Origin of the sequence: Paenarthrobacter sp. TAF1, assembly GCF_052113825.1 — a bacterium.
Taxonomy (GTDB): domain Bacteria; phylum Actinomycetota; class Actinomycetes; order Actinomycetales; family Micrococcaceae; genus Arthrobacter; species Arthrobacter nicotinovorans.
Genome location: NZ_JBFRDO010000017.1, coordinates 45,460 through 72,219 on the forward strand (window position 1 = coordinate 45,460; position 26,760 = coordinate 72,219).

General features: G+C 63.6%; 25 protein-coding genes. 12 read left to right on the forward strand and 13 right to left on the reverse strand.

What is annotated here, in order from left to right; genetic code table 11:
* The first annotated feature begins 293 nt into the window (after positions 1-293).
* Entirely contained in the window at positions 294-1,424 is a 1,131-nt protein-coding gene (gene serC / locus AB4Y81_RS17865; protein WP_441996371.1) for a phosphoserine transaminase, read from the forward strand.
* 77 nt (positions 1,425-1,501) lie between these two features.
* Here the strand turns inward: serC and AB4Y81_RS17870 are convergent, their stop codons facing one another.
* Genes AB4Y81_RS17870 through AB4Y81_RS17880 form a run of 3 tightly spaced genes read right to left on the reverse strand, consistent with a single transcriptional unit; the run spans position 1,502 to position 3,868 of the window.
* Positions 1,502-2,812: an MFS transporter gene (locus tag AB4Y81_RS17870; RefSeq protein ID WP_018779570.1), complete on the reverse strand. Its 1,311-nt coding sequence runs from the start codon at positions 2,810-2,812 to the stop codon at positions 1,502-1,504.
* A gap of 43 nt (positions 2,813-2,855) precedes the next feature.
* Positions 2,856-3,476 carry a DUF3027 domain-containing protein gene (locus AB4Y81_RS17875; protein ID WP_018779569.1) on the reverse strand — a complete coding sequence of 207 codons (621 nt, stop codon included), beginning with the start codon at positions 3,474-3,476 and terminating at the stop codon, positions 2,856-2,858.
* A gap of 8 nt (positions 3,477-3,484) precedes the next feature.
* Positions 3,485-3,868 (reverse strand): cold-shock protein, encoded by a 384-nt coding sequence (locus tag AB4Y81_RS17880; protein WP_011773749.1) that lies wholly within the window; start codon positions 3,866-3,868, stop codon positions 3,485-3,487.
* 224 nt (positions 3,869-4,092) lie between these two features.
* On the opposite strand from AB4Y81_RS17880, the gene AB4Y81_RS17885 reads away from it, so the two are divergent.
* The 5 genes from AB4Y81_RS17885 (at position 4,093) to AB4Y81_RS17905 (ending at position 11,346) form a co-directional block, all read left to right on the forward strand.
* Positions 4,093-4,308 (forward strand): hypothetical protein, encoded by a 216-nt coding sequence (locus AB4Y81_RS17885; RefSeq protein ID WP_055973402.1) that lies wholly within the window; start codon positions 4,093-4,095, stop codon positions 4,306-4,308.
* 54 nt (positions 4,309-4,362) lie between these two features.
* The gene (locus AB4Y81_RS17890; protein ID WP_441996372.1) at positions 4,363-6,828 is read left to right on the forward strand and encodes a helicase-associated domain-containing protein; all 2,466 of its coding nucleotides are present in this window, start codon (positions 4,363-4,365) and stop codon (positions 6,826-6,828) included.
* A 94-nt stretch (positions 6,829-6,922) separates the two neighbouring features.
* Positions 6,923-8,581, forward strand: a complete 1,659-nt coding sequence (locus tag AB4Y81_RS17895) for a DNA repair helicase XPB (protein WP_018779566.1) — start codon at positions 6,923-6,925, stop codon at positions 8,579-8,581.
* A 209-nt stretch (positions 8,582-8,790) separates the two neighbouring features.
* The gene (locus AB4Y81_RS17900) at positions 8,791-9,264 is read left to right on the forward strand and encodes a hypothetical protein (RefSeq protein ID WP_018779565.1); all 474 of its coding nucleotides are present in this window, start codon (positions 8,791-8,793) and stop codon (positions 9,262-9,264) included.
* 12 nt (positions 9,265-9,276) lie between these two features.
* Positions 9,277-11,346 carry a multicopper oxidase family protein gene (locus AB4Y81_RS17905; protein WP_441996373.1) on the forward strand — a complete coding sequence of 690 codons (2,070 nt, stop codon included), beginning with the start codon at positions 9,277-9,279 and terminating at the stop codon, positions 11,344-11,346.
* A 25-nt stretch (positions 11,347-11,371) separates the two neighbouring features.
* Here AB4Y81_RS17905 and AB4Y81_RS17910 read toward each other — a convergent pair whose 3' ends face one another.
* A complete protein-coding gene (locus AB4Y81_RS17910; protein WP_018779563.1) occupies positions 11,372-11,590 on the reverse strand; it encodes a hypothetical protein in 219 nt (72 codons plus the stop codon).
* A 68-nt stretch (positions 11,591-11,658) separates the two neighbouring features.
* Complete coding sequence (locus AB4Y81_RS17915) at positions 11,659-12,582, reverse strand: LysR family transcriptional regulator ArgP (RefSeq protein WP_441996374.1); 924 nt, start codon at positions 12,580-12,582, stop codon at positions 11,659-11,661.
* A 69-nt stretch (positions 12,583-12,651) separates the two neighbouring features.
* On the opposite strand from AB4Y81_RS17915, the gene AB4Y81_RS17920 reads away from it, so the two are divergent.
* From AB4Y81_RS17920 to AB4Y81_RS17935, 4 genes are all read left to right on the forward strand, one after another.
* Positions 12,652-13,293, forward strand: coding sequence for a LysE/ArgO family amino acid transporter (locus AB4Y81_RS17920; RefSeq protein ID WP_018779561.1), 642 nt, complete (start codon positions 12,652-12,654; stop codon positions 13,291-13,293).
* Positions 13,294-13,376: 83 nt separating this feature from the next.
* Positions 13,377-14,087 carry a response regulator transcription factor gene (locus AB4Y81_RS17925; RefSeq protein ID WP_026267426.1) on the forward strand — a complete coding sequence of 237 codons (711 nt, stop codon included), beginning with the start codon at positions 13,377-13,379 and terminating at the stop codon, positions 14,085-14,087.
* Positions 14,088-14,089: 2 nt separating this feature from the next.
* A complete protein-coding gene (locus tag AB4Y81_RS17930; RefSeq protein WP_039240006.1) occupies positions 14,090-15,553 on the forward strand; it encodes a sensor histidine kinase in 1,464 nt (487 codons plus the stop codon).
* A 144-nt stretch (positions 15,554-15,697) separates the two neighbouring features.
* Entirely contained in the window at positions 15,698-15,988 is a 291-nt protein-coding gene (locus AB4Y81_RS17935; RefSeq protein ID WP_018779558.1) for a WXG100 family type VII secretion target, read from the forward strand.
* A 126-nt stretch (positions 15,989-16,114) separates the two neighbouring features.
* On the opposite strand, the gene AB4Y81_RS17940 is transcribed toward AB4Y81_RS17935, so the two are convergent.
* From AB4Y81_RS17940 to AB4Y81_RS17960, 5 genes are all read right to left on the reverse strand, one after another.
* A complete protein-coding gene (locus tag AB4Y81_RS17940) occupies positions 16,115-17,179 on the reverse strand; it encodes a ribonuclease HI family protein (RefSeq protein WP_055973385.1) in 1,065 nt (354 codons plus the stop codon).
* Positions 17,180-17,363: 184 nt separating this feature from the next.
* A complete protein-coding gene (gene groL / locus AB4Y81_RS17945) occupies positions 17,364-18,989 on the reverse strand; it encodes a chaperonin GroEL (protein WP_018779556.1) in 1,626 nt (541 codons plus the stop codon).
* A 320-nt stretch (positions 18,990-19,309) separates the two neighbouring features.
* Positions 19,310-19,513, reverse strand: coding sequence for a cold-shock protein (locus AB4Y81_RS17950; RefSeq protein WP_011773737.1), 204 nt, complete (start codon positions 19,511-19,513; stop codon positions 19,310-19,312).
* Between the two features lie 168 nt (positions 19,514-19,681).
* A complete protein-coding gene (locus AB4Y81_RS17955) occupies positions 19,682-20,302 on the reverse strand; it encodes a LytR C-terminal domain-containing protein (protein WP_416430170.1) in 621 nt (206 codons plus the stop codon).
* A 49-nt stretch (positions 20,303-20,351) separates the two neighbouring features.
* The gene (locus tag AB4Y81_RS17960; protein ID WP_039240001.1) at positions 20,352-20,687 is read right to left on the reverse strand and encodes a DUF3263 domain-containing protein; all 336 of its coding nucleotides are present in this window, start codon (positions 20,685-20,687) and stop codon (positions 20,352-20,354) included.
* A 108-nt stretch (positions 20,688-20,795) separates the two neighbouring features.
* On the opposite strand from AB4Y81_RS17960, the gene AB4Y81_RS17965 reads away from it, so the two are divergent.
* Entirely contained in the window at positions 20,796-21,563 is a 768-nt protein-coding gene (locus tag AB4Y81_RS17965; protein ID WP_441996375.1) for a uracil-DNA glycosylase, read from the forward strand.
* Between the two features lie 137 nt (positions 21,564-21,700).
* Positions 21,701-22,540 carry a siderophore-interacting protein gene (locus tag AB4Y81_RS17970; RefSeq protein ID WP_441996376.1) on the forward strand — a complete coding sequence of 280 codons (840 nt, stop codon included), beginning with the start codon at positions 21,701-21,703 and terminating at the stop codon, positions 22,538-22,540.
* A gap of 82 nt (positions 22,541-22,622) precedes the next feature.
* Here the strand turns inward: AB4Y81_RS17970 and AB4Y81_RS17975 are convergent, their stop codons facing one another.
* The 3 genes from AB4Y81_RS17975 to AB4Y81_RS17985 form a co-directional block, all read right to left on the reverse strand.
* A complete protein-coding gene (locus tag AB4Y81_RS17975) occupies positions 22,623-24,110 on the reverse strand; it encodes a threonine/serine ThrE exporter family protein (RefSeq protein ID WP_441996377.1) in 1,488 nt (495 codons plus the stop codon).
* 26 nt (positions 24,111-24,136) lie between these two features.
* Complete coding sequence (locus AB4Y81_RS17980) at positions 24,137-25,453, reverse strand: peptidoglycan bridge formation glycyltransferase FemA/FemB family protein (protein WP_354628372.1); 1,317 nt, start codon at positions 25,451-25,453, stop codon at positions 24,137-24,139.
* Positions 25,454-25,564: 111 nt separating this feature from the next.
* Complete coding sequence (locus tag AB4Y81_RS17985) at positions 25,565-26,653, reverse strand: lipid II:glycine glycyltransferase FemX (protein WP_441996378.1); 1,089 nt, start codon at positions 26,651-26,653, stop codon at positions 25,565-25,567.
* Positions 26,654-26,760: the final 107 nt, after the last annotated feature.

Here is a 26,760-nt window from a genome sequence, read left to right on the forward strand (position 1 = left end):
CTCTCCTCGAACGCAGTTCTTGCGTAATCTCCACCGTACCGCGTCCCATACCGGGGTGGGCGGTGCCACCGCCACCCTTTGAACGCCAACCCCCAGCCTAGCTTATTTGGAATTACTCCGGATAATTCCGGACCCATTGCGGTCGCATCTTGTTCGTCCGCGTTCCACGTGGCGGACTATGACAGGGGCAGGTTCCTGCGCGCGGGCCATGTCAGGCAGAATTGGGGTGTCGAAGGGGCAGCTGACGCCACCTGCCACGACCCATCTTGAGCCGATACCCTTTGGAGCCACACGTGAGCGACAACAGCATCACCATACCCGCCGACCTCCTGCCGAAAGACGGACGCTTCGGCGCTGGACCGTCCAAGGTCCGCCCGGAACAGCTCGAGGCCCTGTCTGCCGCTGCCACCACCATCCTGGGCACCTCCCACCGGCAGGCTCCCGTCAAGAACCTGGTGGGTTCCGTCCGGGAGGGCCTAAGCCAGTTCTTCCGCGCCCCCGACGGCTACGAGGTTATCCTCGGCGTCGGTGGTTCCACCGCGTTCTGGGACGTCGCCGCGTTCGGCCTGGTGGACAAGAAGGCCCAGCACCTCTCCTTCGGCGAGTTCGGTTCCAAGTTTGCCGCCGCCACCAACAAGGCACCTTTCCTGGATGCGTCCTCCATCATCAAATCCGAACCCGGCACCCGTCCTGCCGCCCAGGCAGAAGTCGGCGTTGACGTGTACGCGTGGCCGCAGAACGAAACCTCCACCGGCGTCGCGGCTCCCGTAAAGCGGGTCCAGGGAGCCGACGAAGGTTCGCTGGTCCTGGTGGACGCGACCTCCGCCGCCGGCGGCCTGGACGTCGACGTCTCGGAGTCGGACGTCTACTACTTCGCGCCGCAGAAAAACTTCGCCTCCGACGGCGGCCTGTGGCTCGGTCTTTTCTCCCCCGCCGCCTTGGAGCGGGCCGCCCGCATCAAAGCCAGTGGCCGCTGGATCCCTGACTTCCTGGACCTCCAGACAGCCATCGACAACTCCAAGCTGAACCAGACGTACAACACGCCGTCGCTCTCCACCCTGGTAACGCTGGATGCCCAGGTGCAGTGGCTGAACAGCAACGGCGGGCTGGACTTCGCCAGCAAGCGCACGGCAGATTCGGCCAACCGCATCTACTCATGGGCAGAAGCTTCCGAGTACGCGACGCCGTTTGTCGCCAACGCCGAAGACCGCTCCAACGTCATCGCCACGATCGACTTCGACGATTCGATTGACGCCGCCGCCATCGCCAAGGTCCTGCGGGCCAACGGCGTGGTGGACACCGAGCCGTACCGCAAGCTTGGCCGCAACCAGCTGCGCATCGCCACGTTCGTGGCCATTGAACCGGACGACGTCTCGGCCCTGCTCGCCAGCATCGACTACGTGGTGGGCGAACTGAAGAAGTAACTCCCCCAAAAAAGGATCGAACGGAGCCGCCTGGGTCATGCCCGGGCGGCTCCCCCGTTTAAATCCCCCAAGGCGCCTTAGCGGACCGGCCCAGGGCCGCCGTCGCCGTCTTCGGTAACCGGACCGGACAGCAGCGACTCCACCCGGAAATGCCGCAGGCCGCGGGCCCTGCGATCGAAGCGGAGGCGCAGTTGCTTAGCCCTGATGATCCACACCAAACCCACGACGGCGGTGCTGACGCCGGCTACGGCCGCGACGCCGACAGCCCAGCGGGGGCCGCCCACATTGGCCACCCAGCCCACCAGCGGAGCGCCAATTGGTGTGCCGCCCATGAAAATAGCCATATAGAGGGACATCACGCGGCCACGCATGACTGCCTCGGTGGTGGACTGTACGTAACCGTTGGCGCTGGTAATCAGGGTCAAGGCGAACAGGCCACAAGGGACCAGGGCGAGCCCGAACATCACGGCGTTGGGAGCCAGGGCTGCGAGGGCACTTGCCACGCCGAAGCCACCGGCTGCAGCGAAGATCAGCCTGAGGCGGGGCCGGCCACGGCGCGCGGCCAGCAGCGCCCCCGTCACTGAGCCGATGGCCATGACGGAGTTCAGCAGTCCGAATGCGCCTGCATCCATGCCGAACTGCGTACCCACCATGGCTGCGATGAACAGCGGGAAGTTAAGTCCGAAAGTGCCCACGATGAAAATGGCCACCAGGACCACCTGGATATCGGGCCGGCTCTGCACGTAGCGCAGCCCTTCCCGGATTCGTCCCTTCCCGGCGGCGGCACGGGGTTGGGCACGAAGCGACGACACCGGAATCAGCTTCAATGCCACAAGCATGGCCACGAACGAGACCGTGTTGATAAGGAAAACCCAGCCGGGGCCCACCACCACCGTCAACACGCCCGAGACCGCGGGTCCGATCATGCGTGCCACGTTGAACGAAGCGCTGTTGAGGGCCACCGCATTGGACAGGTAGTCGTCGGTAACCAGCTCGGAGACGAACGTCTGGCGCACCGGCGCGTCCAGGGCAGTCACGATTCCCAGGAGCAACGCGAAAATGTACACGTGCCACAGCTCAGCCACCCCCAGCAAAACCAGGATGCCCAGGCCGGTACTGAGCAAGGCCATGGCTATGAGCGTGATGAACAGCAGCTTGCGGCGGCTGTAGCGGTCAGCCAGCAGGCCCGCCCAGGGCGCAAGGAACAGTTGAGGCCCCAGTTGCAGGGCCAAGGTAATGCCCATCGCCCCGGCGTCATGCGCTGTCAGATGGTCAAACACCAGCCAGTCCTGGGCTGTGCGCTGCATCCAGGTCCCGATGTTGGATATCAGCGCACCGAAGAACCAGATGCGGTAGTTGAGGATTCCGAGCGACCTAAACGTGGACATCAGTGTCCGCCATCCATTGAGTCACCCAGTGTTTCCGCAATGCTTATTCAGCCCCGGCTTCGTCGCTGTCCACAGCGATGTCTTCGTCCCCGGACTCGTCCGGTTCGTCGTCGTCTTCGGCGGCCGGGCCGGTTGCCTCGTCTTCGGCAGCCTGCACGGACTCTTCGGAAACGTCACTTTCTGTCTCCTCCACCAAGGGCGTCTCGTCCTCGGGCCGGACACGCTTGGCCCAAGGCACCCACTCCGGCGCCAGGATGGAATCCTCGGAAGGCAACAGCCCGAGCTCACTCACAGTGACGATCTTGGAACGCGAGTTGCGGGTCACCACGGCATACCACTGCCAGCCGCCGTATCCGGCGAGCCTGGACTCAAACAGGTGGGTGACCACTCGGTCACCTTCGGATTTGGCGCCAAGGTGCGCGCCCACCTCGCCCGGTTTGGCGATGCCCTCCACAGCCTCACGGGCAGTATCGACGGCGGCTGCCAGGAAGGCGTCCGGCTTGCCTGTGCGCCACACGGGCAAACCGGCACGCGGCTTGGTGGCCGTGGGCTTCCGCGCGGGAGCTTCCCCGTTGCCAGGAGCCTGGGCACCACGAGGACCTGCCCCGGCGTTATCCAGGACATCCTGTGCGGGCGTTGTTTCCTGTGCGGATTCCGAGGTCATGGCCGGTCCTAGGCTTCCAGCTCGTCGGCAACCTTGCGCAGCGCCATGCTGATGGCCTTGGCCTTGTTGCCATCGGGGTACTTGCCGGAGGACAACGAACCGGAGAGGTTGTCCAGGACGGTGACCAGATCCTGCACCATCGGAGCGAGGTCCCTGGCATTCATGCGCTTGGCCTTGGCAATCGACGGAGTCTTCTCCAGGACGCGAAGTCCCAGTGCCTGGGCACCGCGGCGGCCGTCGGCGACGCCGAACTCCACGCGGGTACCGGCCTTGAGCTCCGTTACGCCCGCAGGCAGGGACGTCTTGGGCAGGAAGACTTCCTGGCCGTCTTCAGCTGCGAGGAAGCCGAAGCCCTTTTCCTTGTCATACCACTTGACCTTGCCGGTAGGCACGTAATCAACCTTCTTCGTTCTTGCTGTGGGAGACACGCCGGGCCGTTACCGCATCCGCAGATAGCTACGGGATCGAGGGTGACAGTCCGGTCCGTGTTGGTCTGTTCCTTCAAGGTTATCCTGCCGGACCCCCTAATCCCGCTTTGTCGGCCATGCACGGGCAAGCTGCGGCTTCATTTCCTGCGGCGCGCAGCCCCGGACTCTCTGCTGCTAGCGTTGAAGGCATGACTTCCCCGGGTTACCGCCGCCCCCTTATGATTGCCGCCGTCGCCATTGCCGCCTTTTCCCTGGCAGCTGTTGCCGTGGTCATAGCAGTGGCATATTACGGTGGCGTGGCGCCCGTTTGGGTTACCTCCACTGCCCTTTATGGTTTGCCTGTGGCCTTCACGCTCGCGATGGTCCTGATGCTGGACGCAGTCCGGCAACGCCGCCGGCAGTAGGGCGGCCGGCCCGGGATCGGGCACGACTTGCCGCGGGGCGGTAACGTTGGATTGATGTCCCTTATTCGCGCGCTCAGCAAGGAACTGGAAGCGCGCAGCGACAATTCGCTGCGGGCCTTGTTTGCCGCGCGGCCTGATCTCATTTCCCCCATGGCGCCGGACTTTGCGGCATTGGCTGCGAGGGCGAGCGCACGCGTCAGTGTGCAGCGGGCACTTGAACGCCTGAACAAGCCGGAAATGCAGGTCCTGGAAACCCTCCATCTGTGTACCAACACCGATACCGGGCACAGCGTTTCGGCGGCAGGGTTGAAGAAGGTCATCGCCGGTTCCACTCTTTCGGCCTTGGACCCGATCCTCGCAAAGCTGCAGGAGCTGGCCTTGATCCACCGGGCTGACCCGCCCCAGGGTTCTCCGCCCACCTCGTCGCGCCAGCGTTTCTACCTTCCGGTGGGCAGCCTCAAGGACGTGATCGGCATCTACCCGGCTGGACTGGGCAGGAGCTACACGGAACTTGTGCGGTTGCAACCCGCTTTCGCCCAGCGGGTGGTCCAGTTGGTCGCCGAGCTGCACCAAAGCGGCCTGGGAATCCATCCGGCCAGCACACCCATGGATGCGGCCCTGGCCCTGCAGCGATGGACGGCCACCCCCGAGAACTTGCGGGCCATCCTTTCGTCAGCGCCTGAACGGACGCTTGGCCTGCTGAACAAGTTCGGCAGCTGGGCCATGGGCGCAGTACCCCAGGCGCAGCGGCGGGCTTCCGTCACGCACGAAAGCCACGACGTCGGGCCGATTGACTGGTTGCTGGCGCGCGGCCTGCTGGTTCCCCTGGATGCCGGCCACGTCGAATTGCCCCACAGCGTGGGCCTTGCACTCCGGGGCGGCGCCATCATTGACGACTTCACTCTTTCCCCGCCGGTTCCGGAGTTGGGGCACACCAGTGCGGCACTGCGGCGCAACGCGGCCATGGGTGCCATCGCGGAAACACTGCGGTTGGCCAACGAGCTGCTGTTCGCTGTCCGGGAGCAGCCCCTCACCACGCTCCGGAGCGGTGGCGTGGGCGTCCGGGAACTGCGTCGCCTTGCCGAGTCGATCCGCCTGGGTGTGYACGAAACGGCGATTCTCCTGGAGCTGTGTGCCTTGTCCGGCCTGCTGCGCCTGGACGTCGACAGTTCAACGTGGATCCAGCCGCCGTCCCTGGAATGGCTCAGTCTGCCCCGGCAGGAACAATGGCTGTGGCTGGTCAATGCCTGGCTTGCCAGCGAGCGCGCCCCTTCGCTGGTGGGGCAGCCGTTGACGGGCCCTTCGTCCTCGACGGCCCATCATGGTGCAGCGGGCACCACCATCAACGCCTTGTCCGCGGAGGCCCAGCGGCCGGATGCCCCGGTGGTCCGGCGTCGTGTCCTTGAAATCCTGAACGAGCTGACCGTCGAGGCAGCCGCGCCCGACGGCAAAGCACCGGTCCTGGACGCCAGGGCCGTACTCCAACGCGCCGAGTGGGCTCAGCCGAGGATGTCCCGCCGTTTCAGTTCCCTGGTCCGCGGCATCCTCGAAGAGGCCGCCCTGCTGGGTTTGATGGGTTCCGGGGCGTTGACGCAATTGGGCTCAGCCATTGCCGATGCCCAGCCGGAGCAGGCCATCACCATCCTTGGCGAGCATCTGCCGGCCGCCGTCAACCACATCCTCCTGCAGGCCGACCTGACGGCCGTCGCCCCGGGCTACCTGGCTCCGGAGCTCAGCGAGACGCTGTTGCTGATGGCCGACGCCGAAGGCCAGGGGCCGGCGTCGATCTACCGTTTCTCTGCCATCACCATCCGCAGGGCCCTCGACGCCGGACAGGACGCGGAGTCGCTGTTGGCTTTCCTTCGCGAGCACTCGGCCACCGAGGTACCCCAGCCATTGGCGTACCTCATCCAGGACACAGCCTCCCGCCACGGCCGCCTCCGGATCGGAACCAGTGCCAGCTTCATCCAAAGTGACGACGAAACCGCCATCTCCGATCTCCTGCAGGAAGCCAGGACCTCCGTGCTGAGCCTGGTACGCATCGCCCCCACCGTGCTCACGTCCTCGGCCAGCCCGCGTGAAACGGCCCGCGTCCTGCGCGAGCTGGGACTTTCGCCGGCGGTGCAGGAGGCCGAACGCGCCGTCGTGCGTTTCAAGCGGACCACCGCGGTGCCGGGCAGCGCGCGGCCTGTCTACACCGCCCCCAGGACCGCACCCCCGGACGACGACGTCGAGGCGCAGCTGACGGTTCTTCGTCAGCACCGCGGCGTCCCGGCCGAGGCGACGGGCGAGGCATCCACGCAGCTGGGCCTGGAGACGCTCCAAACCGCGATCCGGCTCAAACAGGCGGTCACCATGAACGTGGTGGACAGCCTGGGGAATGCCAACACCGAAACCGTTGTTCCTGTATCCGTCTCCGGCGGACGGGTCAGGGTGTTCGATCCTGCCAAGGACACCGAACGGGTGTTGTCCATCCACCGGATCATCGATGTCGAACCCGCCGGAGAAATGCGTTCATGAAAACAGCGCTGCCAGCCAAACGGCGCTTTGACGGTGCCAAGTGAGGATTCAGCTGTGAACGTGAGGATTCAACTGTGAACGTGAGGATTCAGCTGTGAACGACGGTCCCCTGATCGTACAAAGTGACAAAACCATACTGCTCGAAGTCGACCACGAGCTCGCCACCGAAGCCCGGCACGCCATTGCGGCCTTCGCCGAACTGGAGCGCGCCCCGGAACACATGCACAGCTACCGGCTCACGCCACTGGGCCTGTGGAATGCACGCGCTGCGGGCCTGGACGCCGAGCAGGTACTCGATACCCTGCTGAAGTACTCGCGCTTCCCCGTGCCGCACGCACTACTGATCGACATTGAAGAAACCATGTCCCGCTACGGCCGCCTGCGGTTGGAGAAGGACCCCCAACACGGTCTGGTGATGCGCACCGACGACTATCCGGTACTCGAGGAAGTCATCCGCGCCAAGAAGATCGCACCCCTGCTGGGGCCGCGGATCGACGGTGAAACCGTGGTGGTGCATTCCTCGCAGCGGGGACAGCTGAAACAGTTGCTCCTCAAACTGGGCTGGCCCGCCGAAGACCTCGCTGGATACGTTGACGGGCAGCCACACCTCATCATGCTGGACGAGAGCGGCTGGCAGCTGCGGCCGTACCAGAAGCTGGCCACGGAGAACTTCTGGGCCGGCGGCAGCGGCGTCGTCGTGCTCCCCTGCGGTGCCGGGAAGACACTGGTGGGCGCGGCAGCCATGGCGACGTCCTCCACAACAACCCTGATCCTGGTGACCAACACTGTTTCGGCGCGGCAGTGGAAGGACGAACTCCTCAAGCGGACGTCCCTCACCGAAGACGAAATCGGTGAGTACTCCGGCTCCGTCAAGGAAGTCCGACCCGTCACGATTGCCACCTATCAGGTCCTCACAACCAAGCGCGGGGGCCTGTATCCGCACCTGGAACTCGTGGATGGGCACGACTGGGGACTCATCATCTACGACGAGGTCCACCTGTTGCCTGCCCCGATCTTCCGCATGACGGCGGATCTGCAGGCCCGCCGTCGTCTGGGCCTCACCGCCACGCTGGTCCGTGAGGACGGCCGGGAAGGCGAAGTCTTCAGCCTCATTGGTCCCAAGCGGTACGACGCGCCATGGAAGGACATCGAAGCACAGGGTTACATCGCACCTGCGGACTGCGTCGAAGTGCGGGTGGACCTCCCCCGCGACGAACGCGTGGCCTACGCCATGGCCGATGATGCCGACAAGTACCGCCTGTGCGCTACCTCCGAAACCAAAACCAAATTGGTGGAAGACCTGGTGGCCGTCCACAAGGGCGAGCAGTTGCTGGTGATCGGACAGTACATCGACCAGCTGGATGAAATTGCCGAGCGCCTGGACGCGCCCCTGATCAAGGGCGAAACCACTGTCAAGGCCCGCCAGAAACTCTTTGACGCTTTCCGCAAAGGCGAGATCCAAACCCTGGTGGTCTCCAAGGTAGCCAACTTCTCCATTGATCTCCCCGAAGCGTCCGTGGCCATCCAGGTGTCAGGTTCTTTCGGTTCCCGGCAGGAAGAGGCGCAGCGGCTGGGGCGCCTCCTGCGTCCGAAGCAGGACGGCAGGGCTGCCCGGTTCTACTCACTGGTGGCCAGGGATACGCTCGACCAGGACTTTGCCGCCAAACGCCAACGGTTCCTGGCCGAACAGGGCTACGCCTACCGGATCATGGATTCGAAGGACGTCGGCAAGGACGTGGGTCAGGAACAGTAGCGGCCCTTCCGGGAATGTACCTCAGGACCCTTGCTATTCACCTCCAGCGAATTTACGATTCCTAGTGAAGCTCTCCGCCCTACGTGGTTGCCCTTGGTCCAGGCAATCCGGCGGCCAGCCGTCGGCGGTGGGGGTAGCCCGCAGCCAGGGAGCCGGCGGTTCGAAGGCCTAGAAGAATCCGAAAAGAAGTTTTCCCCAGAGGATTCCCCATGCGTAAAGCCCTCCTGGTCATTTCCGCAATCGTCCTGTTGTCAGCACTCGCGCAGTTGTTTTTCGCAGGATACTTCCACTTCCAGAACACCATTGAAGCCCAGCGCGAAGCTGGTGTCTTCCACGTGATGAACGGCCAGTATGTGCTGCGTTACTCGGCGCTCCTCGCCGCCATTGTGGCCGCCATCGCCCGGATGGGCGCCCGGACAATCTGGCTGGCAGCCGGAATTTTCCTGCTTTCCTGGGTCCAGCTGTTCATTTTCATCATCGGCGGCATGTTGACCGGTTCTTCGGAAGACTTCATCACCCCTGCCGGATCATGGGTTGTCTCCATCCACCCGATCACCGGCGTGCTGATGATCTTCATGTCCTACTGGCTCTTCAACCGCGCACGCGCAGCGGCCCTCAATCCGCAGCCGTTGCCTCCGAAAGCTGCTGCTTCGGATGCTTCTGCCTCCTCCAGCGCAGCCTGAGCAAAGGCAGCTGTGAATACCTCGCAGCTGCTGGCGGTGGATTTGGTGTTGTCCATCCTCGCGGCCGCAGCCTGGACGGCTGCCGTGTGGATGACTGTTGTTTCAAGCACTGACCCCAAGCCGGGGCCGCGCCGCGGGATTGACCTGGCTTTGCTGTTGGTGGGTATTGCCGTGATCGTGACGGTGTCACGCTATGCCTTGCTTCCGTCTTTGGTGGCCGGCGGTTGGTGGTTTGCCAGCGAACGCATAATCATCAGTCTGCCTCTGACCGCCATCCCCGCGGCTTGGGCCGCGATGGCCGGTGTTCCGTTCTTGCTGAGGAGGCGGAACACCGGCGCCAAACCTGCCAGGGCCCGGTGGTGGTTCGGGCGAAGCCGCCGAGGGGCGGTGATGGCAATGGTGGCGGCGGCCTCGTCCGCTGCCGCCGCACTGGTTCTAGTCCTGGTCCTCGGACCGTTCCCCGCACCGTGGAGCATCGCAGTACTTCTCTTCATGGTGGGCGGAACAATGCTGATCGCCTGGATCGCCCTGGGAAAGCCGGCCGGCACCGGCGTCGCGCGAACCCATGGCAGACGTTCGACGACGGCGTCGGCCGCCGTGGCCGCCCTTATGCTTTGCGCAGTGTTGGGGTCGGGAGTCTTTGCATGGCTCGGGAGCCGCTCCGCCGATGGCGCGGCGATAGCCGCCGCTGTAAGCCATCACCGCGGTAACAGCGCCGCCACGGTCGCGGACCCGACGCCGGTGACCAGCCTTGTGGGTGAGACACCCAAAGATGCGGTGGTCCGGCACTACGAACTGACCGCCCGGGTGGAGCAGCTGACCCTGCCATCCGGACGAACCACGGAAGCCTGGACCTTCGGGAGCGTTCCTGGCCCGATGATAGAAGCCACGCTGGGCGAGGTAGTGGAGGTGGTTCTCAAGAACCGGGATATCGCCGCCGGTGTGACTGTCCATTGGCACGGCTACGACGTCCCCAATGCCATGGACGGAGTGGCTGGCGCAACACAGGACGCAGTGATGCCTGGCCAGTCCACTACCTACCGCTTCACCGCAGCACAGGCCGGTACATACTGGTATCACACACATCAGGATTCGGCCGAGGGGGTCCGCAAGGGCCTCTACGGCGCATTCGTCGTGCACCATCCCGCGAAGGTCCGTGCTGACACGGATATCGTGGTGGCGGGGCACGACCTCAGCGGTCTGGGGTTGCTGGGCTCCTCAGACCGCAGCAGCGAATACCGGGCCGCCCCGGGGACGAGTGTGCGGGTGCGGCTGGTGAACACCGATTCCTTGCCCCAGCGCTACCTTGTGGAAGGCACGTCCTTCAAGGCCGTGGCCGTGGACGGTACCGACGTCAATGAGCCCGGGGACATCAAGGGAAAGTTGGTGCGGCTGGGAGCGGGCGGCCGGGTAGATGTTGCTTTCAGCATGCCGGACTCCCCCGTCACCCTGCGCTCGGATTCGGCAGCCGACGCCGTGGTGGTCATTGCCCCACCCGGATTCCCCACAACGGCCCAAGGGCGGGCGCCGTCAGGCGTTTTTGCCACCACTCCTGTGCTGGACCTTTTGGATTATGGCAGTCCACTGTCCGCCGGGAATACGCTGGCCGGGACTCCGACAGAGGCGTCCGGTCCACCTGCCTCTGCTGTCACCCGCGAAGAGGTAGTGGTGCTGGACCGGCAATTTCGTTTTGTGGATGGTGTCCCGCGGTATGCCTTCACTGTGAACGGGGCGGCGTACCCGCTGGTGCCGTCCATTGAGGTGGCGGAGGGTGACACCGTGAAAGTGACGGTGGTGAACAGGACCGCCGAACCCCACCCGATGCATCCGCACGGTCATCACGTGCAGGTCCTGAGCAGGAACGGCGTGGCACCCAGCGGCTCACCGCTGGTCCTGGACACCGTGGATGTGCTGCCCGGCGAAGTATGGGAAGTACTGCTGCATGCCGACAACCCGGGAATTTGGATGGATCACTGCCACAATCTGGATCATGCTGCCGAGGGCATGATGATGATGCTCAAATACGAAGGCGTGTCATCACCGTTCGTCCACGGCGGCCACGCCGGGAACCGGCCCGAGTAAGGCGTTCAGGCGACCCGCCAGGGGTTCAGGCGACCATCCGGTTTGAGGGCGTGGTGTCCACTTGATCAATGACGGCCCAGGAGTCCGCGTCGCGGAGCTGCGCATTGGCGAAGCGTTCTGCCTCCATGAGGTCCTGGAAGTCTTCACGCCGGACCCGTCCGGTGTCCGTGTCCAGGTAGGTGACAAGGAATTCGACCTCACCGGTGAGGTGATGGATGCTGACTGGAGCTGCTGTATTTGCCATGTTTTAAGTGTGGAACGGGGCACCGACATTTTTGGAAGCATCGGCGGGCGTGTTCGGATTTAGCGTCTTCAGGACTGGCGGAGGTATTGTGCCGACACCCGGCGGACCGTCTCGCTGAGCGTGTCCAGTGCAGAGGACGCCGTGCGCCACCGCTGCCAGTACAGCGGCACATCGAAAGGCTGCTCCGGAGCGAGCTCGATCAGCCGCCCGTCCGCAATGTCGGGACCGCATTGGACTTCCGGGATGAGACCCCAGCCGAGTCCCAGCCGGATCGCATCGCCAAAGTCCTGGGATGCCGGCACATAGTGGCGCGGGCCTTTCCTCTCGGGAACCGGCCGCCCCTCGGTGTTGATCACGGACTGGACGAAGGCCCACTGGTAGGTGTCTTTGCGGTCGAAGTCCACTGTTGGCGCAGCATTGAGTGCTGCGCCGTCGAGGCCCATGGGAAGGCCCGGAAACCAACGTTCCACGAACGTCGGAGCGGCCACGGGGAGGTACCGCATGATGCCGAGGCTTTCGACGCGGCAGCCTTGGACTGGCTCGGGCGTGGCCGTCACAGCAGCCATGACCGTGCCTGACCGGAGCAGCGACGTGGAGTGCTGCTCGTCGTCACGGTGGAGATCGAACGTGACGTTGAGGCTGCCGGGCACTTGGGCAAGCGCCTTCAGGAACCACACCGCCAAAGAATCCGCGTTGACCACGATCGGCAGGGCCAGTTGGGGCTGGCCACCATCCAGACCCAGTTCCTTGCCCGCGTCGGCCTCCAGCTGTCCCACCTGCCGCGCCAGCCGCAGGACAACCTCGCCGGCTTCAGTTGCCAGGGCAGGGTTGCTGCGTTGCAGCAGGACCCGGCCCGTGGATTGTTCCAGTGCTTTCAGCCTTTGGGACACCGCCGACGGCGTGATGTGAAGCATGCGCGCCGCCGCTTCCAACGTGCCCTCGGAGAGGACAGTGGCAAAGGTCAGCAACTGTTCGGATGGAAACTGGCTCATAAGCTCAGCTTACGCAGATTCAGAAACTTTAGCTGGTCTTAGGTTTGGGACCGCCGTAACTTCGGGAAGGTGACTTCCCTTGACTACTTCCATTCCGCAGGCCTCGGCCTGGCCACGGGTCTTGCCCTCATTGTTGCCATCGGCGCCCAGAATGCGTTCGTGCTGCGCCAAGGCATCAGGGGCGAACACCTCGTCCCCATCGTCGCTGTGTGTGCGCTTTCGGATGCCGTCCTGATCGCGGCCGGAGTTTTCGGTACAGGTGCGCTGATAACGGCAGCGCCTGCCGCCGTCGTCGTCCTCCGCTATGTAGGCGCCGCATTTTTGGTGACGTACGGCGTGATGGCGGCCAGGCGCGCCATGCGGCCGCAGTCGTTGACGACGGGCGAAAGCACCAGTGGTAACGGTGGTACCGGCCGCAAGGGCGGTGCCCTGGCCGCGGTAGCCACCGTCCTCGCACTGACCTGGCTCAATCCGCACGTCTACCTGGACATCGCCCTCATCGGCTCGCTGGCGAACGCCCAAGGCAGTCCCCTGCAGTGGTGGTTCGGGGCCGGCGCCATGGTGGGCAGTATCCTCTGGTTCTGTTCCCTGGGATTCGGTGCGAGGTTCCTCCGCGGCTTCTTCGCCCGTCCGTTGTCCTGGCGGTTCCTGGACGGCGGGATTGCCGTGACCATGGTGGCGCTGGGAGTCGGGTTGGTCCTGCAGGCATGACCAACCTGACACGCCGTTGGCACTTGGGGGGCTCACATGCAGCATTCAGAGAACTCCCAGTTTCTGGGAGCACTATGGGTGTCATGAAAAAGAACGGTCCTGAAGCCAAGCTCCTTGTGGTTGACGACGAGCCCAACATTCGCGAGCTTCTTTCCACATCTCTGCGTTTCGCCGGCTTCGAGGTGGTAGCCGCGGCCAACGGTCGCGAAGCCCTCGCCGCCGCCGACCTTCATGCCCCGGACCTGGCGGTCCTGGACGTCATGCTTCCGGACATGGACGGTTTCACCGTCACCCGCCGCCTCCGCGCGGCCGGCAAGCACTTCCCCGTGCTTTTCCTGACCGCGAAGGATGACACCGAAGACAAGGTCACCGGCCTGACGGTGGGCGGCGATGACTACGTCACCAAACCGTTCAGCCTTGACGAGGTTGTGGCCCGGATCCGCGCCGTACTCCGCCGCACGCAGCCGCTGGAGGACGATGACGCCGTCATCCGCGTTGATGATCTTGAACTCGACGACGACGCCCATGAAGTCCGCCGCGGCGGCACCGTGATCGAGCTGTCCCCCACCGAATTCAAGCTGCTCCGCTACCTGATGCTCAACCCCAACCGCGTGTTGTCCAAGGCCCAGATCCTTGACCACGTGTGGGAATACGACTTCAACGGAGATGCCTCGATCGTCGAGTCCTACATTTCCTACCTTCGCCGCAAGGTGGACATCGATCCCGATGCCGCAGCCCTCATCCAGACCAAGCGCGGCGTGGGCTACGTGCTGCGAACGGCAGAGAAGCGCTGACCTTGCTGCAACGCTGGAAGTCGGCTTCCCTGCGGTCGCAGCTGGTAGCCATCATCATGTGCCTGCTCCTGCTTGCCCTCGCGGCGACTGGTGCAGGTACCCTGACGCTCGTCAAGAGCTACCTGCAGGGCCAAGTCGACGACAAGCTCAAGGCCGCTGTCGCCTTGGCCCAGGACCGCCAGTCCTTCGACAGGCTGACCGAGCCCAACAGCGCCGTGCCCGCAGACACCGCGGTTCCCACGGACTATTCCCTGACGCTTTACGTCCCTGACCTCGCCCCGTATCCATTCGGCGGCAGCCAGAGCGATCGTCCGGCGATTTCCAACATCACCCCGCTGGAAGCGAAGCAACGCGCCAATGCGCCCTTCCAGGTCAAGGGAACCGCCGGAACCAACTGGCGGGTTGTTGCTGTGGGAGTCGTGGCCAACGGGCAGAATGGCGTGGTCATCATTGGGCTGCCGCTAACTCCCGTGGACAAGGTCATGGAGCACGCCGTCCTCGTGGTGGTGGGCGTCGGCCTACTGACGCTGGTCCTGGCGTTCTTCATAGCCACCTGGACAGTTGCACGGTCCTTCCGCCCCCTGGCCAAGGTGGAAAAGACCGCAGCAGCCATTGCCGCAGGCGACCTCTCCCGCCGTGTGGAAGTAGACAATCCGCATACCGAAGTGGGCAGGCTCGGCGGTTCCCTCAACGCCATGCTCGCCCACATCGAAGCCTCGTTCGCCGCACGTGCCGCTTCTGAGGGCCGGATGCGCCGCTTTGCCGCGGACGCGTCCCACGAACTGCGGACTCCCCTGGTGACTATTCGAGGCTTCTCCGAGCTGTACCGGCACGGAGCCCTCTCTACCGAGGAAGACGTGGCCATGGCCATGGGGAGGATCGAAAGCGAAGCCAAGCGGATGGGCTCAATGGTGGAAGACCTGCTGCTTCTGGCGCGCCTGGACGAACAGCGGCCGCTCCAGCTCAAGCCTGTAGACCTGCAGCTCCTTGCCCACGACGCCATGGTGGACACCAAGGCCTCCTCCGGCGACCGGACCATCACCCTCACAGGTCTCGACGGCGATTCCCCCTCTGCGGCGCCGGTCCAGGGAGATGAAGCGAAACTTCGCCAAGTGATTGGGAACCTGGTGGGCAACGCCTTGCGGTACACGCCGGAGGGAAGCCCGATTGAGCTCGCCGTCGGCGTAAGCACCACTCCCGCCGGGAAAATGTCCGTAATTGAGATCCGCGACCACGGGTCCGGCATTCCGGAGTCGGAAACCAACAAGATCTTCGAACGCTTTTACCGGGCAGACACCTCGCGGACCCGGGAAACCGGTGGCAGTGGCCTGGGACTGGCGATTGTAGCGGCGATCGTCGGCTCCCACGGCGGCTCGGTCCAGGTGACAGAGACCGACGGCGGCGGCGCCACTTTGGTGGTCAGCCTCCCCTTCCGTGAAGAACCGGCCGAGGTGCCGTCCGCATAGTGCTTTTGCACATAGCAGTCTTATCCACATAGCGATGAAGGGTCGTTACGGGCTGCAGGCGCAGTCCCTAGGCTGAATGCAGTGGCCACGCTTCCCAAGCAGCCCGCGCATACGGCGGGACATCTTCATCGAAAGGCACCATCCATGACCGTCATCTCCGTTGATACCGAGCTGCTGCAGCTCAAGTCCGCCAACGTCAAAGGAACTGTGGACCGCATCAGTACAGACGTGCACACCATGAGACGCGGCCTGGAAGAACTGCAGGCCAGCTGGAAAGGCTCAGCGGCCAACAACTTCCAGGCCCTCCTGGTGGAATGGTCGCTCACCCAAAGCAAGGTCGAAGCCTCTCTGGATTCCATCACCATGGCATTGGCCTCGGCCGCAACCAGCTACTCAGAGGTGGAACAAGGCAATACCCAACGCTTCGCCTACTAGGATCCCCTCGGACCAAACGTCCCGATCCAGGACGCTTCGAACTCCTGCGGGGCCGTTGAACTCCTGCAGGGCCGGCTGTCTTCCCCCTGTGCATCCGGCCCTGCAGGTTATACCGGGCTGTCTCAGCTACTGTTTTTCGAGCGTGCCCTGGTGGAACCGCAGCCGCCATTGGCCCCGGTCGAGCGTCCAGACGGAGCTGCGGAGCGCTGAACCGGAATGGCTGAAACTGCGGTAAGTCAGCAGGATGGTGTTTTCGCTGAGCCGGTCCGCGCTCAGGAGCTCCAGTTCCGTTGCCTCTCCCGGGTCTTCTTCCAGGGCCATCATCATGGCATCGCGGGTCCAGTAGCGTCCCGAGCTGCCGATCTCGGCGAAGTCCGGGTGAAGGAGAACTCCGATCCTTCCGATGTCGGCCCTGACGTCCGGCCTGAGCAGTTCGCGTTCCAAGGCAAGGACGGTGTCCTCAGCCGAGAGCTCGGGCGCTGAAGTGTCATCTCCCAGTTCGCTGAACAGGTCGGGCTGGCCGAAAAGGCCCGCCTCGCCAAACAGGGTGGGCTCGAAATGTGGCCGGATGCTCCGGTCAGGACGCGCGGACGCCGGAAGTGCATTCGAGCCGGACACAGAAGCGACCCCGGAGGCCACGGCAACGGGCTCGGACCGGACCGGTACCTCCGATACCGTCGTCGCTGCCGGGGATCCCTCGCCGGCAGCGGTTGCCTTCTCCTGGGCTCCAGGGAAGCCGGGGCCACTGCGCGGCGCTATGCCCTGCTGATAAGCCGTGGCCACCGCGCGTGCGCGCTCGTCCGCTGCCTCATTGAGGTCATGGCCGGCATGGCCCTTGACCCACTCAAACGTGTACTTGCGTCCCGCGATCGCTTGGTCGATCTCTTTGAGGAGGTCCACATTCAAGACGGGCTTCCCATCGGCCTTCCGCCAACCCTTTCGCTTCCAGCCCGGCATCCACTTGGTTATGCAATTGATGACGTATTGGCTGTCGCAAAGGATCAGCAGTTCTTCGTGAGGTACGTGGGCCGTTGACCGGAAAAGGTCAAGCACAGCCATCAATTCACCCTGGTTGTTGGTGCCGTGCGGCCACCCTCCCGCGCGCCAACAGGAGTCATCAACGTACCAGGCCCAGCCGGCCGGTCCAGGATTACCGAGGGCAGACCCATCGGCGGCAGCAATAATCGTCATGCATTAATCCTGCCAGACCGCACCGACACTTAAACGCGCCCGCGCCCCGGCAGCCAGCAGCCAGCAGCAGCAGGCTCCAAAAGACCTGGCCGCGGACGCACAACGGCGGCCCCCACCGGAGTGGGGACCGCCGTCGCGTGTTTTCAAGCGTGAGCCTGGCGCTGTATCGCTACAGCTGTGGGGCTTAGAAGCCGCCCATGCCGCCCATGTCGTCGCCGCCGGGAGCCGGAGCGTTCTTCTCGGGCTTGTCTGCAACAACAGCTTCGGTGGTCAGGAAGAGACCAGCGATGGAAGCAGCGTTCTGAAGAGCCGAGCGGGTGACCTTTACGGGGTCGTTGACGCCGGCAGCCAGAAGGTCTTCGTAGACGCCCGTGGCAGCGTTCAGGCCGTGGCCGGAAGGCAGGCCGCGAACCTTGTCCACCACAACGCCCGGCTCCAGGCCGGCGTTGAAAGCGATCTGCTTCAGCGGTGCGTCGATGGCAACCTTGACGATGTTGGCACCCGTTGCCTCGTCACCCTGCAGGGTGAGGTTGGCGAATGCCTTGGCGCCTGCCTGGATGAGGGCAACGCCACCACCGGCAACGATGCCTTCTTCAACAGCAGCCTTCGCGTTGCGGACTGCGTCCTCGATGCGGTGCTTGCGTTCCTTGAGCTCAACTTCGGTGGCGGCACCGGCCTTGATGACTGCAACGCCGCCGGCCAGCTTGGCCAGGCGTTCCTGCAGCTTCTCGCGGTCGTAGTCGGAGTCGGAGTTCTCGATCTCGGCGCGGATCTGGGCCACGCGGCCTGCGATTGCGTCAGCGTCGCCGGCACCTTCAACGATGGTGGTCTCGTCCTTGGTGACAACAACCTTGCGGGCGGTGCCGAGGAGGTCCAGGCCGGCGTTTTCGAGCTTGAGGCCAACTTCTTCGGAGATGACCTGGCCACCGGTGAGGATGGCGATGTCGGCCAGCTGGGCCTTGCGGCGGTCACCGAAGCCCGGAGCCTTGACGGCAACAGACTTGAAGGTGCCACGGATCTTGTTGACGATCAGGGTGGCCAGGGCCTCGCCCTCGATGTCTTCGGCGATGATCAGCAGCGGCTTGTTGGACTGCATGACCTTCTCCAGAACCGTGACGAGTTCCTTCACGTTGGAGATCTTGGAGTTGACGATCAGGATGTACGGGTCTTCGAGGACCGTTTCCTGGCGTTCTGCGTCCGTGACGAAGTAAGCGGAGATGTAGCCCTTGTCGAAGCGCATGCCTTCGGTGAGCTCGAGTTCCAGGCCGAAGGTGTTGGACTCTTCAACCGTGATGACGCCTTCCTTGCCCACCTTGTCCAGGGCTTCGGCGATCAGGCTGCCGATTTCCGGGTCACCGGCGGAGATGGAAGCCGTAGCTGCGATCTCTTCCTTGGTTTCGATTTCCTTGGCGGAGGCCAGCAGTTCGCTGATGACTGCCTCAACAGCCTTCTCGATACCGCGCTTGAGGGACAGCGGGTCGGCGCCTGCGGCAACGTTGCGCAGGCCTTCCTTCACCAGTGCCTGGGCGAGGACGGTTGCAGTGGTGGTACCGTCGCCAGCGACGTCATCCGTCTTCTTGGCAACTTCCTTGACCAGTTCTGCACCGATCTTCTCGTAAGGATCGTCCAGCTCGATCTCCTTGGCGATGGAAACGCCATCGTTGGTGATCGTGGGGGCGCCCCACTTCTTTTCGAGGACGACGTTGCGTCCACGCGGGCCGAGGGTGACCTTGACGGCGTCTGCGAGGATGTTCAGGCCCCGCTCGAGGCCGCGGCGTGCCTCTTCATCAAATGCAATGATCTTGGCCATAACGGCGGTAGTCCTTTCGGGACAGTCGTTAAGAAGGTACCTGTCAGATGGGGTGCCCGCGACGGACGGTCCTTCACGTGCGGCCTCTGTATGCCCCGCGTTCCGAACCTCACCCCACCAAGGTGTTTCTTGATCTCCCAGCGATCCCACCACTGTCCGCCACCGGGGAAACCCGGGCCGGATTTAGCAGTCGAACCGCAGGAGTGCTAAATCAATAATTAGCACTCGACCGGGGAGAGTGCAAGCAGAGCCTCCGCTTTTCGCAGTAAAAACACGGGTTTCAGCCGATAGCTGATGGCGATGCGGGACAACCCTGAAAGTCAGGCGACGCGAACACCCTCGGCCTGCGGTCCCTTCTGGCCCTCCCCCAGTTCGAACTCCACCCTCTGGCCCTCCTCGAGGGCACGGAAGCCATCCATCTGGATAGCCGACCAGTGCACGAAGACGTCGTCGCCGGACTCATCCACAGTGATGAATCCGTAGCCCTTTTCGGCGTTGAACCATTTGACGGTTCCCAATGCCATGATGCCCACACTTTCGCAGTAGCCAAGACCGATTGCCGGGATCTCCGGACCGGAATTAGTCCACTGTAACCACAGTCACTCCGCCGGCGCTGCCCCCAATGGGCGGGGTGCTGGTTTTGTTATTGAGGCTTAACCGAGTTGGCCGTTTTGGGCCGTGGAGCCGCGCCGTTACTGGTAGCCGGGTCCCGCTACGACAACCAGCGGCTGCTGCACATCCGGGGTCTCAATGATCGTCTGGATGCCCAGGAGGGTTCCCAAGGCCTCTGCATTGGCCTTCTGCGCCGGAGCGTTGTAGAAGATCACCGAAGTCTGCTGGGGAATGCCGCCCCAGTTGGCTACCGTGCTGAGCGTCCAGCCACCGCCCTGCACCAGGCCTGCAACCCTGCCCGCCAAGCCGGCAGTACCTGCCCCGTTGTAAACCGCCACCGGAACGCTCTTGTCCACCGGCGCCGATGACGGCGTCGCTGACGAAGTGCTCGACGGCGTCGGCTGGGTGCTCGGTTCGCTGGAAGCGGGCGGGGCGCTGCTCGATTCGGAAGGCGCAGCGGACGGCGAGGTGGACGTTTGCTGGGGTACCGGCGTCGAGACGTTTGACGACGCGCTGGGCGCGACAAGCCCAAGGTTCGGCAGGATGAGGAACGCTACGAGGCCGAGCACCAGAGCCACAGCTCCAACAGTCAGAACCGGCCACAAGGTGGGACGCGCGATGTCCTGGCCGTCGCGATGAACGCCCTGCCGGGAGGTGTTCTGTGGGACCTGGTCGAATTCGTCCCTGGCATATTTGGTCATGGTGAAGCGTTGTCCTTGCTGGTTGCTGCTGACAGATCAGCCTGGCGATTTACGCGTCCGACCCCAAGCGCCGCGCTGTCCGCGCGCGTTGGCGGGACGTACGTAGTCTACGCAATCTCTTGACGAGCATGGGGTCGTGGGCCAGCGCGTCCTCGGTGTCGATCAGTGCATTCAGGATCTGGTAATAGTGGGTGGCAGAGAGGTCGAAGAGCTCCCGGATAGCCTGTTCTTTCGCGCCGGCATACTTCCACCACTGCCGTTCCAGCGCCAACATCTGCTGATCACGCTCACTCAATGGGGAGTCGCTTCGGGTACCGGCCGTGAGATCTTCCAAGGCCAACCCGTCGGCCTGCGGCGCCATTGGTTCCGGTGCTGGTTCTGCCACGGCACACTCCTTCGACGCTTGTTGGGGAAAATGTCCTACCCCCATGTTACGGGCGAATAACATCACTGTCATTCGCCCGACCTCCGCCATACGGGAGACAATGGCCGGGTGACTGGCGAGGATGCTCTCTTTGATCTTGAACCTGCGGGCCCGGAGGACGCGGACTTGGCTGCGCTGCTTGACCGTCCGATTGAGGAGCTGATGGCTCCCGACTGGGCCGATGCCCTGCGTCCGGTCGAAGGCCAACTGCGCGATGCCCTGTCCTTTGCCGCCCGGCGTGCCAACGACGGCAAACAGATCCTCCCCGCCTCCGGGAACATCCTCCGGGCGTTCCAGCAACCCTTGTCCGACGTCAAAGTCCTCCTCCTGGGCCAGGATCCCTATCCGACACCGGGACACGCCGTGGGACTCTCCTTCTCCGTCTCGCGCGAAACACGGCCCATCCCCCGCAGCCTTGCCAACATTTACCGAGAGCTTCATGACGACCTCGGCCTCCCACCCCGCGTCCATGGCGATCTCAGCGCATGGACGGAGCAAGGCGTCCTCCTCTTGAACCGCGTCCTCACGGTCGAGGCCCGCAATGCCGGCGCCCACCGCGGGAAAGGATGGGAGGCCATCACGACGGCGGCAGTCACCGCCGTCGCACAGCGGACGGACGGTGCGGGACGGCAGAAGCCGCTGGTCGCAATCCTGTGGGGCAAAGACGCCGAAAGTGTCGTGCCGCTGCTGGAGGGGGCGCCGTCGGTGGTCTCCGTCCATCCAAGCCCGCTCTCGGCGTCCCGGGGCTTCTTCGGTTCCAAACCCTTCAGCAGGACCAACGCATTGTTGGTCGAACAAGGCGCGGAACCTGTCGACTGGGAACTCCCGGTCCTGTAGGACCTGAGGAAGCGTCCGGCCCAAGCACGCCGAATGTGAGGAAGCGTTTGGCCCCAGCACGCGGAACGTGAGGGAGGGTTTGTAACCTTCGACTCATACCCGGCCGGGGCCCAGTCGATTAGCTTAGGCTTACCTATATGACTGCTCTCCCCGTCACCTCGTCCGCCACACGCAAAAGCCGTCCGCAGGTCAACCTGACCGTCTTGCGGAACGAGCGCCTTTCACCCCACATGGTGCGGATCGTGGCCGGCGGTCCGGGGTTCAACGACTACGTCAACAACGACTACGTGGACCGCTACGTCAAGATCGTCTTCCCGCAGGACGGCATCGACTACGAGCAGCCCCTGGACTTGTGGGCCATCCGCGAGACCATGCCACGCGAACAGTGGCCGCATACCCGGACCTACACCATCCGCTGGGTGGACCTGGAGGCACAGGAACTGGCCATCGACTTCGTGGTGCACGGGGATGAAGGCCTTGCAGGTCCTTGGGCGGCCAAGGCCAGGCCCGGGGATTCGCTGATTTTCACTGGTCCGGGCGGCGGCTACAACCCATCCCCCGACGCCGACTGGTACCTGTTTGCCGGAGATGACGCAGCGATCCCTGCGATCGCCGCATGCATTGAGGCCCTGGACGCCGACGCCCGGGGAACCGCCTACCTCGAGGTGGACAGCGAAGCCGACATTCTTCCCCTCGCAGCGCCCCAAGGCGTCGAACTGCACTGGCTGCTGCGCAAGGGCACGCCGGCCGGCTCCAGCGCCCTACTTCTGGACGCCCTGCGCAGCACCGAATGGCTGCCGGGCCGCGTCGACGTCTTCGCGCACGGCGAGCGGGGGTACATGAAGGGCCTCAGGGAGATCTTCTTCGTCCAGCGCGGCCTGGAGCGTTCGCAGGTTTCGTTGTCCGGGTACTGGGCCCTGGGCCGTGTGGAGGAAGTCTTCCAGGCGGAGAAGAAGCTTCCCGTCGGCCAGATCTAGCTGACTTTTTGTACAGATATTGCCCCTAAAAAGACCTCTTAGGGGCAATATCTGTACAAAAACTCCAGAGGGGGGAGGCGGCCTAGCGCCGGCGCACCCGGCGGCGTTCGTTGCTGGAAAGACCCTTGGTCAGCGGCCTGGCGAGGTTGTCGCCGAGCACGATTCCAGCGGCTACCCCGAGTACGATCGCGCCTGCATTCAGCATTCCGCCCGCACCCAGCAGGATGTTGCCGCCCTCAACGGTCAAGGCATACATTGACCGGAAAATGGTGAGCCCCGGCAGCAGGATGAGCGCGGCCGGAACAGCCACCACCAACTGCGGGGCGCCCAGCTTCAGAGCCACCACACGCGCCAGGAGGCCGATGGCCACCGCCGCAACGGCGGGTGACAAACGTTCGCCCAAGCCGGCCTGGCCAACCCCCCACAAAACGAAGAAACCTACCAAGCCGACTGCCGCCGTCGGAATCAACAACCGCATCTGGGTCTGTTCCGTCACGCCGATCGCCACCACCGCGACGGCGATCAGGACGGCCTGTCCCCACAAGGGGTACGCGTCAGGGAATGTCTGGGTGACGTCCAGGACGACACTGCCCATCAGTGTCCCGACCACCACGGCCACGCCAATTCCCGCCACGATCGCGCCAAAGGTCAGCAACGTGGAGAGGAACCGGCCTGCGGCAGTAACCGGGAAGCCGTTGATGGCATCCTGCACCGAGGACACCAGCCGGCCCGTGGGAAGGAGCAGCAGGATTCCACCGGCCACCACAATGGATGGCGCGATCTCCACCCCCGCCCAACGGAGCATCAGGGCAACGAACGTGACCAGGAAGGCGCAGGCCATGGTGTTGAAGAAGTCCGCCGTCCGCCATCTAACAAGCTGGCGGGACAGCAGGCTGATGAGGATGTTGGAACCGAAAGCCACCGCCGAGGCACCAATGCCGCCACCCAACACACCCACAAAGACTGCGGCGAAGATACCGAAGGCGATCGTCACCATCCACCGGGGGAAGGGTTTGGCACTGCGGATGATGCCGTTCAGCCGGCGAACGGCTTCGTCACGGCCAACTCCCCCGGCCACGATGTCGGTGACCAGTTGATGGACCTGAGCCAATCCGGCGTAGTTGTTGGTCCAGGAGCGCACCACCCTCAGCAGGGTGATGGGGGTCTGGTCCTTGGGAGCGTAGTTGATGGCCACCGACTGGTTGGTGATGTCCACTTCCACGTTCTTCAGTCCGAGCGCGGCCGTGACAGCGATCATGCTCGTCTCTACTTCCAACGCACCCGCACCGTAACGGAACATCACTTCGGCCAAATGGAGCGCGAAGTCGATGGTCTTGCGGGCCGAGGCGTCCACGCCAACCACCTGGATGGTGGGATTGGCGTAAGGACTCCCGGCGAGCCGGTCCACGATGTTCATGGGAGCGGTAGGCGGACTATCGCCCTGCACCAGGCGCATCAGCATGCGTTTGGCGTTGACGTTCTGCCGGACCTGCGACGGGCGCAACGGCTGGGTCTTTGGCAACCCGTCGGTCTGGGGCCGGCTGGCGGACCCATCGGGGCGTTCAGTCACGCGGCGATCCTCCCTTGGCTGTTTGATCAGCGGTTACCCCGCAGGTTTCGTACTACCGGCAATTTGCCCAGCGGCAATCGTCCCAGAACTGTCTGGGCGGCCCCTGCGAGCTTCCTGGCCACACGGTACGCCGTGTACTTCAGGGGACTGACCGGAGCAACGAAGTCACCCAGCAGCTGGACTACCTCGCCACCGAATCCCTTCTTGAATTCATAGCCACCGTGCCCGGTTTCGTCCTGGCCCTGGATGCCGAAAGTCCCGTAGAAGTTGTAGCGGGAGTAGCCGTTGTTCAGCGCGTGCAGCATCATGCCCCAGTAAAGGGACGTTGCGCCGTTGAAGTAGATGTAGTCCTGCACGGTGCCGCCGATGACGCACGTGAGTTCGTCACCTGAACACGCAAAGTGAATGGCAGCTACGGTAGCCACGCCCACGGAGTCCGGGAAGCGCTCAATGTCCTTCAGGCTTCGCTCGTAGCTGTCCACGAGATCCTGGACCACTTTGACGCGGTTGGCTTTCTTCTTGCTGCCGGTTTCCTCAACCTCCCGCTTGAGGTCAGCAAGGGTAGCGGATTCAGCTTCCAGGCGTTCGGTAATGGAGGCCCGGTACTCGGGGATGTTGATCTTGGCCATCATGAGCTTGGTGAACTCATCGGAGGTGTTCCTGAGGAGTTGCTCGTAGTACTCGCGTTCGCGGTACGTGAAGCCCTTCTCGTCGCCGGCAGTGCTCAGCGCGCTGTAGAAGTCATCCAGCGTTTCCAGCGTGGCCTGTTCCAGGTACACGCCGTTCTTCTCCGCTTTCCTGATGGCCTTGCGGGTGCGGTAGTTCATACCCATGATGAGCTCTTCGGAATCGGCGATGCCGTCGAGCTGCTTGATGAACATCCAGTTGATGTTGGCGAAGTTCATGTCGAAGCCCTGGTGCTGGAAGCCAAGGCCTTCCAGTTCCTTGAGCAATGGACGGTTGTCCTCGACTTCCGGATGCTCCGCGCCGTCCTCATCGCGCGCGATGTACCGGAGGTTGGGTGATATCCGCAGTTCTGCGGCCTTCTTCGAGGCCGCGTGCTTCTTCAACTGCCCGACGACGAAGCGAACCACTGCCGGGTCGCTGTAGTCCATCAGTGGTCCCTTGGCGCAGTCAGCTGTCTTGTAGCCAAAACGGTTGGACGTGTACACGAGCTTTCCTGCTGAGATAAGGCTCCCGCCCCGGGTCACGCCGAAGAGCTCGACTTCCTGTCCGCGGGCGCGCTGGAAACGCGTCAGGTCCATGGACTGGATGAAGCTCCCCTGCGGGTGTCCCTTGGCAAACGTCTCGAAATCAGCGTCGCTGAGAATCACGAATTCCATGTCGGTTCCAGCCTCGATCGGAGTCAAAGAAATTACCTCGCCTAAGTTAGATTTGCGCCCGTTGGTGGCCGGGGCGGGCCTTTTCGCTGGCTTGTTGGCTTTTGCTGCCGGTCAGTAGAACTGGCCTCCGGTGCGCATGGTTTCAAGTCGACGGAACACCCGCTCGGCCCCTTTGAGCCACAGCTTGTAACGGACCGGACCCAGCACGAGGTCGTAGCAGCCCACGAAGTCCGTGACCGTCTTGGTGAAGCTTGTCTTGAACGACCCCAGGCCATACAGCGGGTGGGTCTTGTCCTTGATCCGGGCTCCTGGAGGGGTGCCGCAGAAGTCATACTCGACGCAGCCAAGTTCCTGCATGCGCTGAATGGCAGCCCACTGGACCAGGTGCGAGTCGCCATACTGTTTGCGGTTCTGCGTCGACCCGCCATCCTTGTAGGTGGCTTTGGAACCGTAATTGATCACAAACGCGCCTACGCTCGGGGCATCGTCCTCGTACACGAAGAAGAACTGTCCCTGTCCACGACTGCAGAATGCACCCCAGAACGCGGCATAGTACTCATAGCTCCGCAGAGGCATGGCGCCCTTGGCGTTCACGGTGTTCTGCATGAGGGCGTAGAGCTTGCGGTAGCTTTCCTCGCCGGCCTCTTCCTGCCGGACAACGCAGCCCTCGCGCTCTGCACGGCGGACTGCGTTGCGGGCCCGGGAGGAAATGCTCCGAAGCACTTCATTGGCAGGCGCTGAGATGTCCAGCAGCGCGGTGGAGTCGTTGGACTGGATATTCGGGGCCTTGACCAGGCCACTGGCCTTCAGGTGAGCGGCCACCTCAGGCGACTCCACGACGTCGGGCTCTATCTTGATGGTGAAGACGTTCATCTTCTGTTCGCGCGCCAAGGAAGCGACGGCGTCCAGCATGGGCTTGATGTCGTCAACGGACCCGGCGTCCGGACCCTTGATCAGGTACCAGAGCCGTCCCAGGACGGGGAACTTCTTCTCCAGCAGGAGGTTATAGCTGGCATAGTCAGCGGTCTCGATGACGAGCCGGCGGATAAGCCACCCATTGCCGTCCTTGACTGCCGCGTAGGCGTCCGACTGCAGCATGTTGCCACCGTTCGGGTTGGCAGTGACGTGCTTGTCCCAATTATCGATTTCCTCGGCAGTGGCAAAGCGGGCGGTAAATTCTCGCAAGGTGGCCGTGTCCAATCTCAGGGTTTTGGTGCAGTGTTCAAAAGCATCGTGCGCATGCGGACATGCAGCCCCAAGTCTATCGGGCCGAGAAAAATCGGGCTGATTTACCAGCGGACCGGGCA

Bases quoted from the DNA above. Each gene is read 5' to 3' on its own strand.
- AB4Y81_RS17870 (WP_018779570.1), bottom strand. From the start codon at position 2,812: ATGTCCACGTTTAGGTCGCTCGGAATCCTCAACTACCGCATCTGGTTC.
- AB4Y81_RS17875 (WP_018779569.1), bottom strand. From the start codon at position 3,476: ATGACCTCGGAATCCGCACAGGAAACAACGCCCGCACAGGATGTCCTG.
- AB4Y81_RS17885 (WP_055973402.1), top strand. From the start codon at position 4,093: ATGACTTCCCCGGGTTACCGCCGCCCCCTTATGATTGCCGCCGTCGCC.
- AB4Y81_RS17900 (WP_018779565.1), top strand. From the start codon at position 8,791: ATGCGTAAAGCCCTCCTGGTCATTTCCGCAATCGTCCTGTTGTCAGCA.
- AB4Y81_RS17910 (WP_018779563.1), bottom strand. From the start codon at position 11,590: ATGGCAAATACAGCAGCTCCAGTCAGCATCCATCACCTCACCGGTGAG.
- AB4Y81_RS17915 (WP_441996374.1), bottom strand. From the start codon at position 12,582: ATGAGCCAGTTTCCATCCGAACAGTTGCTGACCTTTGCCACTGTCCTC.
- AB4Y81_RS17925 (WP_026267426.1), top strand. From the start codon at position 13,377: ATGAAAAAGAACGGTCCTGAAGCCAAGCTCCTTGTGGTTGACGACGAG.
- AB4Y81_RS17935 (WP_018779558.1), top strand. From the start codon at position 15,698: ATGACCGTCATCTCCGTTGATACCGAGCTGCTGCAGCTCAAGTCCGCC.
- AB4Y81_RS17940 (WP_055973385.1), bottom strand. From the start codon at position 17,179: ATGACGATTATTGCTGCCGCCGATGGGTCTGCCCTCGGTAATCCTGGA.
- groL (WP_018779556.1), bottom strand. From the start codon at position 18,989: ATGGCCAAGATCATTGCATTTGATGAAGAGGCACGCCGCGGCCTCGAG.
- AB4Y81_RS17950 (WP_011773737.1), bottom strand. From the start codon at position 19,513: ATGGCATTGGGAACCGTCAAATGGTTCAACGCCGAAAAGGGCTACGGA.
- AB4Y81_RS17955 (WP_416430170.1), bottom strand. From the start codon at position 20,302: ATGACCAAATATGCCAGGGACGAATTCGACCAGGTCCCACAGAACACC.
- AB4Y81_RS17970 (WP_441996376.1), top strand. From the start codon at position 21,701: ATGACTGCTCTCCCCGTCACCTCGTCCGCCACACGCAAAAGCCGTCCG.
- AB4Y81_RS17980 (WP_354628372.1), bottom strand. From the start codon at position 25,453: ATGGAATTCGTGATTCTCAGCGACGCTGATTTCGAGACGTTTGCCAAG.